Source organism: Flavobacterium sp. CYK-55, assembly GCF_018413465.1.
In the GTDB taxonomy this organism is placed as follows: Bacteria; Bacteroidota; Bacteroidia; order Flavobacteriales; family Flavobacteriaceae; genus Flavobacterium.
Map to the genome: position 1 here is coordinate 1 of NZ_JAHCDK010000014.1, position 16960 is coordinate 16960.

Genomic DNA, 16960 nt, shown 5'->3' on the forward strand with positions numbered 1-16960 from the left:
TCTGGTTTTGAATCGTATATTCGACAAATATCCCTTCTGTCCTAAAGCGAAGCGGTCTTACAGCGAAGCGGTCGTTCTTCTCATTCCGACGCAGGAAGAACCTCATACACTTCCCAACTCAGGCACTCAGTATCTCAGCTTCTCAGCATCTCAGGCACCAATTGGCACGGATTGCAAATCGGCGCTGTCTGGTTTTGAATCGTATATTCGACAAATATCCCTTCTGTCCTAAAGCGAAGCGGTCTTACAGCGAAGCGGTCGTTCTTCTCATTCCGACGCAGGAAGAACCTCATACACTTCCCAACTCAGGCACTATTTTTATCTCACCCTTTACCTCAAAACAAAACCGAAAATAAATACCTTTGCGCTTTGCAAAAAAACCATGTTTACAGATTCTATAGAAGTGCTCGGTGCCCGAGTGCACAACCTCAAAAATATTGACATCAGCATACCGCGCGAGCAGCTCGTGGTTATTACCGGACTTTCGGGTTCGGGCAAATCATCGTTGGCTTTTGACACCATTTATGCCGAAGGGCAACGCCGTTATGTAGAGACTTTTTCGGCCTATGCACGTCAGTTTTTGGGCGGATTAGAGCGCCCTGATGTTGATAAGATTGATGGCCTCTCGCCGGTGATTGCCATTGAGCAAAAAACCACGAGCAAAAGTCCGCGTTCTACCGTGGGCACCATTACCGAAGTGTATGACTTTTTGCGTTTGTTGTTTGCGCGTGCCGCCGATGCCTACAGCTACAACACGGGTGAGCTCATGGTGTCGTATTCAGATGATCAAATCAAAGAACTTATTGCGCAGCATTTTACCGGAAAACGCATCAATATATTAGCACCGGTGATTCGTGCGCGTAAAGGACATTACGGCGAGCTTTTTCAGCAAATAGCCAAGCAAGGATTTTTGCGTGTACGCGTGAATGGCGAAATCAAAGAAATTACCCCGGGCATGAAGCTTGACCGCTATAAAACGCATGATATTGAAATCGTGATTGATCGGTTACTACTCGAAGACGCAGCGCCCGACAGCACCCTGTTTCAGCAGAATGATTTGCGCCTATCCCAAAGCATACAAACGGCCATGCACCACGGCGACAACATCTTGATGATTCTGGATCAAGACACCGATGAAGTGCGCTACTTTAGCCGCAATTTGATGTGCCCAACTACGGGTATATCGTATCAAAACCCTGAGCCGAACTTGTTTTCATTTAACTCACCCAAAGGCGCTTGCCCGCATTGCAACGGTTTGGGCCATGTAGATGAAATCAACCTCAAGAAGATTATTCCGAACCCTAAGTTATCAATCAAAGCCGGAGGTATAGCGCCGTTGGGCGAATACAAAAACAGTTGGATATTCAAACAACTTGAAACCATTGGTGAGCGCTTTGGCTTTAAAATCACCGATGCTATGGAGAAGATTCCTGAAGATGCGATGGAGATTATTCTCTATGGCGGACGCGAGAAATTCAACGTGGCCTCGAAGACTTTGGGCGTAACCAAAGAATACAAAATTGAGTTTGAAGGCATTTCGCACTTCATCAAAAACCAACACGACGAAAGTGGTTCGAGCACTATTAAACGCTGGGCCAAAGAGTTTATGGACGAGGTGATTTGCCCTGAGTGCAACGGTTCGCGCCTCAAGAAAGAAGCTTTGTATTTTAGAATCAACAATCAAAACATTCAGCAGCTTTCAGAAATGGACATTGCTGATTTGGCCGCTTGGTTTGATCAGATTGATGCGATACTCACCGACAAACAAAAACAAATTGCCACCGAAGTCATCAAAGAAATTCGCGACCGACTGCACTTTTTGGTGAACGTGGGCTTAGATTATTTGTCGCTGAGCCGCAGTTCAAAATCGCTTTCGGGTGGTGAAGCGCAACGCATTCGTTTGGCCACGCAGATTGGTTCGCAACTCGTGGGCGTGTTGTATATTTTAGATGAACCCAGTATTGGTTTGCACCAACGCGACAACGAAAAACTGATTAAATCACTCGAGCAATTGCGCGATATTGGCAACTCAGTCTTGGTGGTCGAGCACGACAAAGACATGATTGAGCGCGCTGATTATGTGATTGACATTGGCCCGAGAGCCGGCAAACACGGCGGTGAAATCATCAGTCAAGGAACGCCCAAAGACATCCTCAAACAACATACGCTCACAGCGCAATACCTCAACGGCGAACGCGAGATTGCGGTGCCGAACAAGCGCAGAGCGGGCAACGGAAAGTTTTTAAAATTATCAGGCGCCACGGGCAACAACCTCAAAAACGTGAGCATTGAATTGCCGTTGGGGCAGCTTATTTGCGTATCGGGTGTGTCGGGTTCGGGTAAATCAACCCTAATCAATGAAACGCTCTACCCTATTTTGAACGCGCACTTTTTTAATGCGGTCAAAAAACCCATGCCGTACAAAAAAATCGAAGGTTTAGAGCATATTGACAAAGTGATTGATATTGACCAAAGCCCGATTGGCAGAACCCCGCGCTCAAATCCGGCCACGTATACCGAGGTTTTTTCTGAAATCAGAAATCTGTTTACCATGACTTCTGAGAGTATGATTCGCGGTTATAAAGCCGGCCGATTTAGCTTTAATGTGGCGGGCGGCCGATGTGAAACCTGCGAAGGTTCGGGCGTGCGCACCATTGAGATGAGTTTCTTGCCCGATGTATATGTTGAATGCGAAACTTGTCAAGGCAAACGATTCAACCGCGAAACACTAGAGATTCGCTATAAAGGCAAATCAATTTCGGACGTTTTAAACATGACCGTGGATGAAGCGGTGGTGTTTTTTGAGCATATTCCGAAGATTTACCGAAAAATCAAAACCATTCAAGAGGTAGGTTTGGGCTATATTACGCTTGGGCAACAAAGCACCACGCTTTCGGGCGGCGAAGCGCAGCGCATTAAACTGGCGGGTGAACTCTCAAAAAAAGATACCGGAAATACGTTTTATATCTTGGATGAACCCACCACAGGTTTGCACTTTGAAGACATACGCGTGCTCATGGAAGTGATTCAAAAACTCGTAGACAAAGGCAATACGATTTTGGTGATTGAACACAATATGGACGTGATCAAACTGGCCGATTATATTATTGATATTGGCCCCGAAGGCGGAAAAGGCGGCGGAACCGTAGTAGCCTGTGGCACACCTGAAGAAATAGTCAAAAAAGGCAAAGGTTATACCGCTCCGTTTTTGAAGCGGGAGTTGGCATGATGGAAGTGTAAAGATAAATTGTAGTGGTAATTTATTTTTTTAGCGTAATTTAGCCCGCTGTTTTTAACAGATGTTTCTGCGGAAACGGCATTGCAGCCCTGATCGAAGCAGCATCCCCGCAGCGCAGCGCGCAAGGGATAACGCGTAGAGCAGGAATAGCTGCCCTAATCATTTTTAAAAATTGTATAGATTATATGAAGATTCAAGATTTTGACAACGACGATGACAAAGTAATTCAAGACAAGCTTAAACAAAAGACTTGGAATGAGATTCGCACCAATGATTCGTGGGCGATTTTTAAGATTATGTCAGAGTTTGTGAATGGTTATGAAACCATGGGGCGCATTGGTCCGTGTGTGTCTATTTTTGGATCGGCGCGCACCAAGCCCGACAACAAATATTATTTATTGGCCGAAAAGATTGCTTTTAAAATCAGTAAAGCGGGTTATGGCGTGATTACCGGTGGTGGCCCGGGCATTATGGAAGCCGGTAACAAAGGTGCGCATTTTGGCGGCGGAACCTCGGTAGGTCTGAATATTGAATTGCCTTTTGAGCAACACTACAACCCGTATATTGACAAAGACAAAAACCTGAACTTTGATTACTTTTTTGTGCGCAAAGTGATGTTTGTGAAGTATTCGCAAGGTTTTGTGGTCATGCCCGGCGGTTTTGGTACACTCGACGAACTTTTTGAAGCCATCACGCTCATTCAGACCAAGAAAATTGGCAAGTTTCCGATTATTTTGGTGGGCAGAGATTTCTGGGCCGGTTTGATAGATTGGATCAAAGAAGTCATTATTGAGCGCGAGCACAATGCCAACCCGGACGATATGAATTTGTTCAGAATTGTCGACACCGAAGACGAGGTGGTTGAGGCACTGGACAACTTCTACAAAAAATACAACTTAAGCCCGAATTTTTAATCGGGCTTTTTTTATATTTAGCATCAAAATGCTATGCCCTTGAAATCTCTTCTCAAAATATTTTGGTGTTGGCTCATGCTTTGGGCTTCGGGGTATATCAACGCGCAACATCGGGTACAGGCAAAAGTGGTTTTAGACCATCAAAAACACCAGCTTTTGATTGAGCAGCAACTCACCTATTTTAACTCAAGCAACGACACCCTTAAAAAGCTGATTTTAAATGATTGGAACAACGCCTATTCAAGCAAGAGTTCGTTGTTGGCCAAGCGTTTCTCTGATGAGTTTGTGCGCAGTTTTCACTTTGCGCGCGCCAAAGAGTTAGGCGCAACTTCTGTTGAAAAAATAGCTTCAAGCCACGGTCAAAATTTAAACTGGGAACGTTTGCCCGAACAAGTTGATTTGATTGAAGTTGATCTCGCACAACCTATTTTGCCCCAACAAAAACAAACAATAGTGTTGGTTTATGTGTTGCAAATTCCGAGCGATAGGTTTACTGATTTTGGCTATACTGAAAAAGGCGGTTATGCATTGCGCGATTGGTTGTTGCTGCCGGCCTTGTATCGCGACCAAAAGTTTGCTCGGTACAGCAATGCCGATTTGGATGATGCTGCGTATGGCTTGACCGATTTTGATTTAGAAGTGCATGTGCCTGAACATTTAGAGTTATTTACTGATTTGAGTCAAACTTCTGTTGAGAAATCGAATGCTGAAAAGGTGTATACCATAGCCGGTACATCACGTGTTAACTTTAGTTTTTATCTTCAACCAAAACCTGAGTTTTACAGCTATAAAAATAATGATATAGAAGTAGTTACAGATATTCAAGACGCCAAACTTAACGACATTCAAAAAGCGGTGATTATTGATCAAATTGCCGATTTTGTTCAAGACCACTTGGGCCGATATCCGCTGAGCAAAATGACGTTGTCTCAGGTTGATTACAGCCGAAATCCGTTTTACGGACTCAATCAGTTGCCTTCGTTTATTAGTGTTTTTAAAGACGATTTTATGTTTGAGCTCAAGTTTTTAAAAACCTACCTCAACAGTTATTTACAAAACAGTTTACACCTTGACCCCAGAAAAGAACACTGGGTTTATGATGGTATTCAAAGCTATTTGATGATGCAATATGTAGCGCAATACCACCCCGATATGAAAATGATGGGCGGCTTGTACAAATACCGTTGGCTCAGAGGTTTTAACTTGGTCAGCACCGAATTTAACGAGCAATACAATTACTTTTATTTGCTCATGGCGCGCAGAAATTTAGATCAAGCGCCCGGTGAGTCACGTGAGCAACTTATTCGCTTTAACGAAAAAATAGCCACTAAGTATTATGCGGGTTTGAGCTTAAAATATCTGGACAGTTATCTTGAAGAAAATAAACTAAGCCAAGCTCTTCGTGATTTTGTTGCCGCTAATGCCCACAAAAATACCTCACGTACTGATTTTGAACAAGCCCTCAAAAGCCAAACCGATAAAAGCATCGATTGGTTTTTTAATCATTGTATTGACAGCCGAAAACCGATTGACTTTAGCTTTGAAAACATCACCAAGACCCAAGACAGTGTTACCTTGACCATACGCAACAAAACCGGAGTTCAATTGCCGGTTCCGCTGTTTGGTTTGCATCAAAAACAAGTGATTTTTAAACAATGGATTGAGCAGTTTGCACGCGATACCACGCTCACTATAGCGCGCACTACTTTTGACAAACTGGCTTTGAATCATCTTAATGAGGTTCCTGAATTCAACCGACGCAACAATTACAGAACCTTGCGCGGTGGTATTCATCCGAACAAGCCGTTTAGATTTACGTTGCTCAAAGATTTAGAAAACCCTGAGTACAATCAGATTATTTATGTGCCCTCAATTGGGTATAATTTATACGATGGTATTACCCCGGGTTTGCGCCTGCACAACAAAACCATTTTGAATCGGCCGTTTAGTTATGACATCAACCCAATGTACTCATTTAAAACCACCGCCCTCAAAGGACATATGTCATTGGCATACAATCAATTCAATCGCGAAAGCCAATGGTACAACATACGGTATGCGCTCAACAGCTCTTTGTTTAACTACGCACCGGATGCCTCGTATTTCAAAATTAATCCGAACCTTACGTTTAACATCCGCGACCGTGATTTCAGAAGCAACCACCGTCAAGCTTTTGTACTCAAATACAGCGCTGTTGAAAAACAACAAACCAATTATTTGGTAGAGACCAATATTCAAAATTATTCGGTTTTTGGGTTTAAATACATTGACGCGCACAATGAAGTAGCCCACAAATTCAACTTGATTACCGACACCCAATTCTCGAATAGTTTTGGTAAAGTATCGGGTGAGATTCAATACAGAAAACTCTTTAGCAACAGCCATCAGTTTGATATTCGGGTGTTTGCAGGTGCTTTTACCTACAACCGCAATACCAACAGCAACGCTTTTGATTTTGGTTTGACGCGCATCAACGACTATTTGTTTGAGCAAGAATTATTGGGCCGATCTGAAAAAAGCGGTGTGTTTAGCCAGCAGTTTATTATGGGCGAAGGCGGTTTTAAATCAAAAGTATCGCCTGAAACCGTGAATCAATGGCTCATAACCAGTAATTTGAGTTTTAATGTTTGGAATTGGATAGAACTCTACGGCGATGCAGGCTTGGTCAAAAACAGACTTGCTCCGGCAAAGTTTGTATATGACAGTGGGATTCGCTTGAATTTGGTTCCGGATTATTTTGAGTTTTATCTGCCTGTATATTCAAACAACGGTTGGGAAATCAGTCAAAGTCAATACCCTGAAAAAGTACGTATTGTTTTTACGATTGACCCCAAAGTACTCGTGAACTTATTTACCCGTAAATGGTTCTAACCTTTCTTAAAAACGTTCTGATTTTTAAAGAATTATCAAACATTTAAAAGTTTTATTGCATTATAAAAAAATACCCTTGAGAATTCAGGCGTAAAATCGAATTATCAAAAAACGATATTTTAAATACGAACCGTCAATGAATTGGTTTTTTAATTAAATTTGTTGGCCAAAGTTAAAAGTGAATCCGTTTATGACACAAGCCGAAACCAGTACAGCACTGACTTTTGAAGACTTTAAAAAAGAAGTTGTCAACGATTATAAAATAGCCGTTACCAGCCGCGAATGTAGTTTGCTGGGCCGACGCGAAGTCTTGACCGGAAAAGCCAAGTTTGGCATTTTTGGCGACGGAAAAGAAGTGCCGCAACTAGCGATGGCTAAGGCGTTTAAAAACGGGGATTTCAGATCAGGTTATTACCGCGATCAGACTTTTATGATGGCCATTGGTCAACTCAGTATTGAGCAGTTTTTTGCCGGGCTATACGGCCATCCGGACATTGAATTTGACCCGATGAGCGCCGGACGTCAAATGGGCGGTCACTTTGCGACCAAAAGTTTGAACACCGACGGAAGTTGGAAAAACCTGACCGAACAAAAAAACTCGAGCGCCGACATCTCTCCTACGGCCGGACAAATGCCGCGCTTACTAGGTTTGGCTCAGGCCTCAAAAATATACAGAGAAGTTTCTGGTATTGACAGCAGTTTGTTCTCAAAAGACGGAAACGAAGTAGCTTGGGGTACGATTGGCAATGCCAGTACTTCAGAAGGCTTGTTTTTTGAAACCATCAATGCTGCCGGTGTTTTACAAGTGCCGATGGTGATTTGTGTTTGGGACGACGAATACGGCATTTCTGTGCACGCGCGCCACCAAACCACCAAAGAGAACATTTCAGAAATTCTGGGCGGATTTCAACGCGACGAGCAAACCAAAGGCTATGAAATCATCCGTGTTAAAGGATGGGATTATGCCGAATTGGTGGCTGCTTTTGAACGCGCTTCTAAAATTGCCCGTACCGAGCATGTTCCGGTGATGCTGCACGTGCGCGAACTCACTCAACCGCAAGGCCACTCAACTTCAGGTTCACACGAGCGATACAAAAATGCCGACCGATTGGCTTGGGAAGCCGAGTTTGACTGCATCAGACAAATGCGTTTGTGGATGTTGAGCTTTAATATTGCTACTGAAGCCGAACTTGATGATATTGAGACCGAAGCCAAAAAAGCAGTTTTAGAAGGTAAAAAGAATGCTTGGAATGCTTTTATCAACCCCATCAAAAACGAGCAACAGGAATTGTGTACTTTGCTTTTGCAGGTAGCCGCACAGAGCGATAATAAAGTATTCATTGAAAAATACGCCAACGATTTGGCTGCTGTTAAAGAGCCCGGACGTAAAGATTTGGTCGTATTGGCGCGCAAGGTTTTGCGTATGATTAATGGCGAAAGCGGACAACCGCAACTAGCGCAATGGATCAAAAACTACACGAATCAAATTCAACCCAAATACAGTTCGCACCTACATTCAGCTTCGGCTCAGAATGCCTTGTCTATTGCAGAGGTCAAACCCGAGTATGATGAAAATTCAGAAGACGCCGATGCTCGTGTGGTGCTCAGAGATAATTTTGACGCTTTGTTTAGCAAATATCCGCAAGCACTTATTTTTGGGGAAGACTCCGGGAATATTGGCGATGTAAATCAAGGTTTAGAAGGCATGCAAGAAAAATACGGCGCTTTGCGCGTGGCCGATGCCGGTATTCGCGAGGCAACCATTTTAGGGCAAGGCATTGGTATGGCCATGCGCGGCTTGCGTCCGATTGCCGAGATTCAATACCTGGATTATTTGCTGTATGCTTTGCAGATTATGAGCGATGATTTAGCCACCTTGCAATACCGTACCCAAGGAAACCAAAAAGCACCGCTGATTGTCAGAACCCGCGGTCACCGCTTAGAAGGCATTTGGCATTCGGGCTCTCCGATGGGCATGATTATTCACGCCTTGCGCGGTATGCATGTTTTGGTGCCGAGAAACATGACCAAGGCTGCCGGATTTTACAACACCCTGATGCAAGCTGACGAACCGGCTTTGATTGTAGAGTGTTTGAACGGCTATAGGCTCAAAGAAAAAATGCCTACCAATTTGGGCGAATTCAAAACCCCGATTGGCGTGGTTGAAACCATCAAAGAAGGTACTGATATTACTTTGGTATCATACGGCTCAACTTTGCGCCTGGTAGAACAAGCTGCCAAAGAATTACTCGAAATTGGCATTGACTGCGAAATCATCGACGCACAATCATTATTGCCTTTTGACCTCAAACACGACATTGCCAAAAGCGTGATGAAAACCAACCGTTTATTGGTTGTTGATGAAGACGTTCCGGGGGGTGCATCGGCTTATATTTTACAACAAGTTATTGATGAGCAAAACGCCTACGAATATCTTGACAGCAAACCGCAAGCTTTGAGCGCACAACCACACCGACCGGCTTATGGCACCGACGGTGATTATTTTTCAAAACCATCGGTTGAAGATATATACGAAAAAGTCTATGCGATGATGCATGAGGTCAATCCGAAGCAATATCCTGCCTTATACTAACAACTTCCCCGGCCTAAACCGGGGATTTTTGTATGCATCCAATAAATCAAAAATCATTGCGTTATGTTTTTGAAATGGCCCCGACTATGAAAAAACTGTTGCTCTTTTTACTGGCTGTATTAGTGCTGGCTTGTAAATCCGGTCAAGACAAATCTAGCGTTCAAGGATACAAAAAACTAGACATCGAAGATATTGACTCAACCCAACAAAACAAAACAGCTGTTTTGGGCAAACAAATTTTGTCAACCTGCAACACCTCGCATTTAAAACCCCTAACCTCAAAAGATGCAACTGCCAAAGTCATCAAGAATATGACCGTTAAGCGCATGACACAAACTTGCTTGAAGTTTAGAACCCAATACGGAAACTTCAAAGGGTTGACTTTTGTTGAGGCTTACAAAAACCGTAAAACCGATGATGTTGTTTACCGTTTTCAAGCTAAATTTGACAAAAAGAACGCACTAAAAGAGCTTCGGATGATTGTCAACAAACAAAACCTATTGGCTGCGGTTCAATCAAAAGATTGGAAAAACCAATTTGTTCCTTAATTTTTATGAAAACAAAACTCTTAATACTCTGCTTTTGCGCCTTAAACTTGGTTCAGGCTCAAAACAGTCTTTTTTTTAAAAACCAAACCTATCCGACCACCGAAGTTTGGAATTTTGTTTGTGAAGAATATGCTTTATACGGAACTACACAACTGCAAATAGCCAAAACCGAGAAAGGCGGCTTGCTTAAAATATCAATGCCGGCCCATGATGAAAACGCTTTTATATCAGGAAATCTATATCTTGACTTAGCCGACGGCGGAACCCTGATTTGCACCGACAAAGGCCATCGCGAAAACCGTGAGAACACCATGAATACGTATTACTTTTTTACGCCAACCGAAATGCTCAAACTTCAAAAGAACAACTTGTTGCGCGTACGGTTTCAGATCATCAGCAAGAAGAAAAAGTTTGGCAATCAGTATGGGCATTTCACGGCCATCAACAAAAAAGAATACTTCTCAACTCATTACGGCACCCAAGACAAAACCAATCTGACTGCGCCTGCGGTAAAAGCATTGTATAGCGCACAACCGGTGCATTAAGTTGTTATCTTTGCCACAGATTTTAGTTGACCCATGAACATAAAACTGCTGGCCATTGGCAAAACCGATCAAAAAAATCTGCAATCGCTCATAGACGATTATGCCAAGCGATTGTTGCATTATATCAAGTTTGATTTAGAAATAATTCCTGACATCAAAAATGTCAAAAACCTCAGTGAGCAACAGCAAAAAGAAAAAGAAGGCGAACTGATTTTGTCTAAAATTGGCCCATCAGACCAACTGGTTTTGTTGGATGAAAACGGCAAATCATTGAACAGTGTTGAATTCTCGGCCGAGCTTCAGAAGAAGATGAATTCCGGCATTAAAACTTTGGTGTTTGTTATTGGTGGCCCCTATGGCTTTTCAGAAGCTGTCTACAGTGTAGCACAAGGAAAAATTTCACTTTCAAAGATGACTTTTTCGCATCAAATGGTGCGCTTGTTTTTTGTAGAACAACTTTACCGAGGCTTTACGATTTTGCGCAACGAGCCTTATCATCATCAGTAGTTACATTTCCATTTGAGCAAAAAGCGATACGGTTTGAACAGCGGGTTTTACGTCGTGAACACGCAGTATTTTGGCACCTTTCTGCAAGGCCGTCATGTTTAAGGCTATGGTTCCTGTTAAAGAATCTTCAGGGCTGACATTGAGTGTTTTATATATCATTGACTTACGCGACAAACCGGCCAAAATAGGCAATTCGTGAAAGTTGAATAATTCGAGTTTTTGCAAAATTTCAAAATTCTGTTGGGCCGTTTTGGCAAAACCAAATCCGGGGTCAATCACCAAATCATTGATGCCCAATGAGCGTGCTTTTTGAATTCTCTCGGCAAAATAAATATTCATTTCTTTGAGTAAATCATCATAGGTAGTAAGTGCGGCCATAGTCTGCGGATTTCCGCGCATGTGCATCATGATGTACGGAACTTTGTGTTGCGCTACAACGTGCATCATCGCCTCATCTAAAAAACCTGCTGAAATATCATTGATGATATCGGCTCCGCACTCAAGAGCTGCATGCGCCACGCTGCTCTGAAAAGTATCAACCGAGATAACTGCTTTTGGAAACTCTTTTTTAATAGCCTCAAGGGCCGGCAACAAACGTTGGATTTCTTGCTCAGCAGTGAGTAAATCAGCACCTGGGCGGGTTGAAGCAGCACCAACATCAATCATATCAGCGCCCTCAGCAAGCATCTTTTCAGTTTGCGCTAAATAATGCGCTTTTTGCGTGTATTGGCCTCCGTCAAAAAACGAATCTGGGGTAAGGTTAAGTATCCCCATGACTTTGGGTTGTGCAAGACTCAAGAGCTGTCCGCGACAGTTCAAGTAAAAATGGTTGTTATTTGGCTTTGTGAACATTAAAAAAAGTTCTATTTTTGACGCGAGACCGTGAGCCTCAACGGAATTAAAGTTTAAAAAATTGCACACAAAGATAATGAAGAAAACTTCTCAGGAATATGACCAAATCATTGATTTGTGTCGTAACCTTTTTATACACAAAATGACTGATTACGGCAGTGCGTGGCGAATCCTCAGGCTTCCATCGCTTACCGATCAAATATTTATCAAGGCTCAGCGCATTCGCAGTTTACAGCAAAATGAAGTGCGCAAGATTCAAGAAGACGAAAAATCAGAGTTTATTGGCATTATCAATTATGCTATTATGGCACTGATTCAATTGGAATTGGGCGTTTCTGAGCAGCCTGACCTTGATACGGCTCAAGCCACCGAACAATACGATGCCATTGTGAGCAAAACCAAAAAACTCATGGAAGCCAAAAATCACGATTATGGTGAAGCTTGGCGCGATATGCGGGTCAACTCACTGACTGATTTGATTTTGCAAAAATTGCTTCGGGTAAAACAAATTGAAGACAACCAAGGCAAAACTTTGGTTTCTGAAGGTATAGATGCCAATTATCAAGACATGATTAACTATGCTGTTTTTGCGCTCATTTTGATGGGACAAAAAAACAACCTTTAATATTTTCCCACTCAAACCACCCAAAATGAAAAAATTTCTCGTTCACTTTTCAAGAATATTTGTAGGGCTTTTGTTCATTATCTCTGGTCTGATCAAGCTCAATGACCCGGTAGGATTTTCGTATAAACTCTCAGAATATTTTAGCGAAACGGTGCTGAACTTACCTGTATTTGTTCCGTATTCACTGGCCATAGCCCTATTTGTAGTTATTTTTGAAACTGCCTTAGGAATCATGCTATTGCTTGGTTTTAAAAACAAATTTACCGTTTGGAGCTTGCTCTTGATGATTGTTTTCTTTACCTTTTTGACTTTCTATTCTGCTTACTTTAACAAAGTTACTGATTGCGGATGTTTTGGTGATGCGCTCAAATTAACACCTTGGCAATCATTTACCAAAGACGTGGTTTTATTGTTTTTCATCTTGATTTTGTTTTTGAATATCAAGTTGATTCAACCGTTATTCAATCATAATTTCAGAAATGCATTGGTGAGCTTATCAGTTGTTTTGTGTTGCTTTATGGGGTATTGGGTATTGAACCATTTGCCGTTGAAAGATTTCAGAGCCTATAAAGTAGGGACCAATATTCAGAAAGCTATGGAAATCCCGGAAGGTACTCCTAAAACCGAAGTTGAAATGATTTTTGTGTATAACGTGAACGGAGTTAAGAAAAATTTTACCGAAAATGATTTGATGAGCCTGCCGGCCAATGCCCAATTTGTGGAGCGTATTGACAAAGTAATTTCAGAAGGTTACAAACCACCGGTACACGATTTTACAATGGAGTTGGACGGTTCTGACTACAAAGATGAATTGTTGGTTGAACCTAAACTGCTCCTGTACGTGATGTACGATTTGAATAAAGCCGATAAAAAAGGTTTGGAACAACTGGAAGGATTAACTAAAAAAGCCAAAACTGCCGGATACAAAGTCATCGCTATGACCGCATCAAATGCTGATGAAATTGCCGCGGTTAAGAAAGAGTTTGGTTATAGTTTTGACTTTTATTTCTGCGATGGTACTACCCTCAAAACCATAGAAAGAGCCAACCCGAGCATCGTAGTAATGCACCAAGGTACGATCAAACAAAAAGTACATTACAACGATATTTCGACCTTAAAACTGTAAAGATTTAAAGAATTGATTTATGTCTGAATCTAAAAGTAGAAAATCTTCGACCAGTATTGAGCGTATTCGAAGAGAAAAGAAAAAACGAAACAACAACATTATTCTTGCTTGTTTTCTTTCGCTATTTGTGGGTCATTACATTCTTAATTATGTAGCAGCCATTGAAGAACCGCCCCTTGGTGCCACCTTTAACATTGTTTTGGGCTGTACCATTATTGCCGTTGCCGGAATTATAATGCTGGTTACCATCAAGCGACAGTATTTTCCGAAGAAACGAAAAAAAACCAAGCATATCTTTTTAGATGAAGACTATAAAGAGAAAATCTCTACCCGAAAAAAACACACCCAAGAAGTTGAAACTGATGCTTAACAACCCAAACGACAAACTGTAACTGATGAAAAACGTATTGACTTGCTTACTGATGGTTGTGGTTACGGCAGCTTGCACACAGGCACAATCTGAATTTTCAAAAACGGCTTTAAAAGAAACATTGCTTCATTCTGAAGGCGAGCAAACCGCTTTTAAAGAAGTACTCAAAAAACACAAAGGCAAAACTTTAGTGATTGAATGCTGGGCTTCATGGTGTAGCGATTGTGTCAAGGCCATGCCTAAAGTAAAAGAACTACAGGCCAATCATCCGGAGGTTGAATATGTTTTTATCTCAATGGATAAAACGCCTGAGAAATGGAAACTCGGCATTGAAAAACATGAGCTTATAGGCGACCATTACCTAGCCAACGACGGCATGAAAGGTGTTTTTGGATCGGCCATAAACCTCGATTGGATTCCGCGTTATATAGTGGTAGACAAAAAAGGTAAAATAGTTTTATATCGAGCCATCGAAACAGACTTTGAAACCATTGACAAGACTTTAAATTCCCTAAAATAATGAGACACCCAATTGTAGCCGGTAACTGGAAAATGAATAAAAATGCCGAGGAAACCGAAGATTTGCTCAACGATTTAATCAATCAACTTCCGACCGATAAAGAGGTTGAAATTATCGTAGCGCCTACCTTTATCAATTTGGCATCGGCGGTAGAACATTTAGAGTTTACCAATATTTCGGTAGCCGCTCAAAATATGCATCAAGCCGAAAACGGCGCTTTTACCGGAGAGATTTCGGCAGATATGCTCAAAAGCATTGGTGTACACACCGTTATTTTAGGCCATTCTGAAAGACGTTCACTTTTTGGTGAAACCGATGCGATTATCGCAGCCAAAGTAAACCAAGCCTTAAAATACCACATGCGGGTGATTTTTTGCTTTGGTGAAGAGCTTAAAGAACGTCAAGAAAAACAACATTTTGCCGTGGTTGAAAATCAGTTGCGCAACGGTTTGTTTCAGTTAGAAGCAACTGCCTGGGAAAACATCGTATTGGCTTATGAACCTGTTTGGGCCATCGGAACCGGAGAAACAGCCTCGCCCGAGCAAGCACAAGAAATGCACGAATTCATTAGAACTACCATACGCCAACAATATGGTCAAGAAGTGGCTGATAACACAGCTATATTATACGGAGGCAGTGTAAAACCTGATAATGCAGGTGAGATTTTTTCAAAACCCGATGTAGATGGCGGACTCATTGGTGGAGCTGCGCTCAAAGCAGCTGATTTTGCTGCTATTGTAAACGCAGCAGGCTAATTGATTTAAAACAACCACATGTCAAATATTTATCTCGGATATCACTTTACCATTGAGCCCAAAGAAATGGGTTCGGAAATACTCATTGCCGAATTGGGCGAATTGCCTTTTGAAAGCTTTGTAGAAACTGATTTTGGCGTAACGGCTTATATACAAAAATCGTTGTGGCATGAAGGTTTGCTTGACGATTTATTTGTTTTGCAATCAACTGAATTTACGGCGAGCTATACCGTTGAAGAAATTGAACAAATCAACTGGAATGAAGCTTGGGAAAAAAACTTTGACCCGATTGATGTAGATGGTATCTGCCACATCAGAGCACCATTTCATGCCAAAACCGAGGCGCAATTTGACATTGTGATTGAGCCTAAAATGAGTTTCGGAACCGGACACCACGAAACCACACACATGATGATTCAGCATTTGCTGGACATGGATGTACAAGGCAAATCGACTTTAGACATGGGTTGTGGCACAGCCATTCTGGCTATTTTAGCATCAATGAAAGGTGCCGACCCTATTGATGCCATTGACATTGACAATTGGTGTTATCTGAATTCGATTGAAAATGCCGAGCGCAACCAGATTGCCAACATAAAAGTATATGAAGGCGATGCTTCGATGCTCGTGAATCAAAAATACGATTTGATTATTGCCAACATCAACCGCAATATTTTGCTCAACGATATGGCAGCTTATGTACAATGTATGAACCCGAATGCCGTTTTGCTTTTGAGCGGTTTTTATCAGGAAGATATTCCGGCTATTGATGCTTGTTGTACCGAGTTGGGCTTGCGCTTTGTGAAAAAGCTTGAAAGAAACAACTGGGTTTCATTGAAATATGTAAATTAGTATCACTCAAAAAAACTACAACTGATGGCTACCATCGAAAAAATACAAGAAAGCACTCTGACCCTTGAAGAAGTAGGAACTCAGAATGAAATTGTATTGTATAACGACGATGTAAACACCTTTGACCACGTTATCGATACGCTTATTCACGTGTGCAGACACACCTCAGAACAAGCTGAACAATGTGCTATTTTAGTACATTATACCGGAAAATGTACCGTTAAAACCGGTTCGTTTGACGAGCTCAAGCCTCAGTGTTTGCAATTGCTCAATGCCGGACTCAGCGCCGAGTTGATTTAATTTTTAGAAATTCTTCCCACAGCACAACTCACAAAAGATTGGGCTTTAGCGCTCAGCGGATTGGCCTCGCCTACAATGGGGTAACCGATCTCTGCCAGAACCTTTTTGGCTTGGTCTAAATCATTTTGTTGGGTGTATGAAAAAGCTACTGTGTTGTTATCAGCATCAACCAAAACATCTTGAAGTGCTTCAAGAGCCGATAACTTTTTGGTAATGGTGTGGGCACAACCGCCACATTTAAGATTTTGAACGGTTAAAAGAATGTGTTCCATAAAGCCTCTATTTTTAAACAAAATTAAAGCGCAGGACACCCATAAAAGGTAACATTTGTCACCTTTTAAAAA

General features: G+C 42.0%; 17 protein-coding genes. 15 read left to right on the forward strand and 2 right to left on the reverse strand.

Annotated features, from left to right (window positions below):
- From KIH23_RS12550 to rlmH, 8 genes are all read left to right on the forward strand, one after another.
- Positions 1-232, forward strand: a 232-nt coding sequence (locus KIH23_RS12550; RefSeq protein ID WP_213213847.1) for a hypothetical protein, incomplete at its 5' end; no start/stop codon positions are given.
- A 150-nt stretch (positions 233-382) separates the two neighbouring features.
- Entirely contained in the window at positions 383-3229 is a 2847-nt protein-coding gene (uvrA, locus tag KIH23_RS12555) for an excinuclease ABC subunit UvrA (RefSeq protein ID WP_213213848.1), read from the forward strand.
- Positions 3230-3423: 194 nt separating this feature from the next.
- Positions 3424-4152, forward strand: coding sequence for a TIGR00730 family Rossman fold protein (locus KIH23_RS12560; protein ID WP_213213849.1), 729 nt, complete (start codon positions 3424-3426; stop codon positions 4150-4152).
- Between the two features lie 39 nt (positions 4153-4191).
- Complete coding sequence (locus KIH23_RS12565) at positions 4192-7023, forward strand: aminopeptidase (RefSeq protein ID WP_213213850.1); 2832 nt, start codon at positions 4192-4194, stop codon at positions 7021-7023.
- Between the two features lie 190 nt (positions 7024-7213).
- A complete protein-coding gene (locus tag KIH23_RS12570; RefSeq protein WP_213213851.1) occupies positions 7214-9616 on the forward strand; it encodes a thiamine pyrophosphate-dependent enzyme in 2403 nt (800 codons plus the stop codon).
- A gap of 32 nt (positions 9617-9648) precedes the next feature.
- On the forward strand, positions 9649-10164 hold the full coding sequence (locus KIH23_RS12575; protein ID WP_213213852.1) for a hypothetical protein: 516 nt from the start codon (positions 9649-9651) through the stop codon (positions 10162-10164).
- A gap of 5 nt (positions 10165-10169) precedes the next feature.
- On the forward strand, positions 10170-10709 hold the full coding sequence (locus tag KIH23_RS12580) for a hypothetical protein (protein ID WP_213213853.1): 540 nt from the start codon (positions 10170-10172) through the stop codon (positions 10707-10709).
- 33 nt (positions 10710-10742) lie between these two features.
- Positions 10743-11216, forward strand: coding sequence for a 23S rRNA (pseudouridine(1915)-N(3))-methyltransferase RlmH (gene rlmH / locus KIH23_RS12585; protein WP_213213854.1), 474 nt, complete (start codon positions 10743-10745; stop codon positions 11214-11216).
- Here rlmH and folP read toward each other — a convergent pair whose 3' ends face one another.
- Positions 11217-12068, reverse strand: a complete 852-nt coding sequence (gene folP, locus KIH23_RS12590) for a dihydropteroate synthase (RefSeq protein ID WP_213213855.1) — start codon at positions 12066-12068, stop codon at positions 11217-11219.
- Between the two features lie 76 nt (positions 12069-12144).
- Here folP and KIH23_RS12595 point away from each other — a divergent pair, with 76 nt between their 5' ends.
- The 7 genes from KIH23_RS12595 to KIH23_RS12625 are packed head-to-tail and all read left to right on the forward strand — an operon-like array spanning position 12145 to position 16616.
- Complete coding sequence (locus tag KIH23_RS12595; protein WP_213213856.1) at positions 12145-12693, forward strand: DUF1599 domain-containing protein; 549 nt, start codon at positions 12145-12147, stop codon at positions 12691-12693.
- Positions 12694-12718: 25 nt separating this feature from the next.
- Complete coding sequence (locus KIH23_RS12600; RefSeq protein WP_213213857.1) at positions 12719-13819, forward strand: BT_3928 family protein; 1101 nt, start codon at positions 12719-12721, stop codon at positions 13817-13819.
- Positions 13820-13838: 19 nt separating this feature from the next.
- Positions 13839-14189, forward strand: coding sequence for a hypothetical protein (locus tag KIH23_RS12605; protein WP_213213858.1), 351 nt, complete (start codon positions 13839-13841; stop codon positions 14187-14189).
- A 25-nt stretch (positions 14190-14214) separates the two neighbouring features.
- Positions 14215-14709 carry a TlpA family protein disulfide reductase gene (locus tag KIH23_RS12610; RefSeq protein WP_213213859.1) on the forward strand — a complete coding sequence of 165 codons (495 nt, stop codon included), beginning with the start codon at positions 14215-14217 and terminating at the stop codon, positions 14707-14709.
- Positions 14709-15464: a triose-phosphate isomerase gene (tpiA, locus tag KIH23_RS12615; protein ID WP_213213860.1), complete on the forward strand. Its 756-nt coding sequence runs from the start codon at positions 14709-14711 to the stop codon at positions 15462-15464. The genes KIH23_RS12610 and tpiA overlap by 1 nt, the downstream gene beginning before the upstream one ends.
- Before the next feature lie 18 nt (positions 15465-15482).
- Entirely contained in the window at positions 15483-16316 is an 834-nt protein-coding gene (gene prmA, locus KIH23_RS12620) for a 50S ribosomal protein L11 methyltransferase (RefSeq protein WP_213213861.1), read from the forward strand.
- 24 nt (positions 16317-16340) lie between these two features.
- Entirely contained in the window at positions 16341-16616 is a 276-nt protein-coding gene (locus tag KIH23_RS12625) for an ATP-dependent Clp protease adaptor ClpS (RefSeq protein WP_213213862.1), read from the forward strand.
- Here KIH23_RS12625 and KIH23_RS12630 read toward each other — a convergent pair.
- Positions 16613-16888: a heavy-metal-associated domain-containing protein gene (locus tag KIH23_RS12630; protein ID WP_213213863.1), complete on the reverse strand. Its 276-nt coding sequence runs from the start codon at positions 16886-16888 to the stop codon at positions 16613-16615. The two genes, KIH23_RS12625 and KIH23_RS12630, sit on opposite strands and share 4 nt — an antisense overlap.
- Positions 16889-16960: the final 72 nt, after the last annotated feature.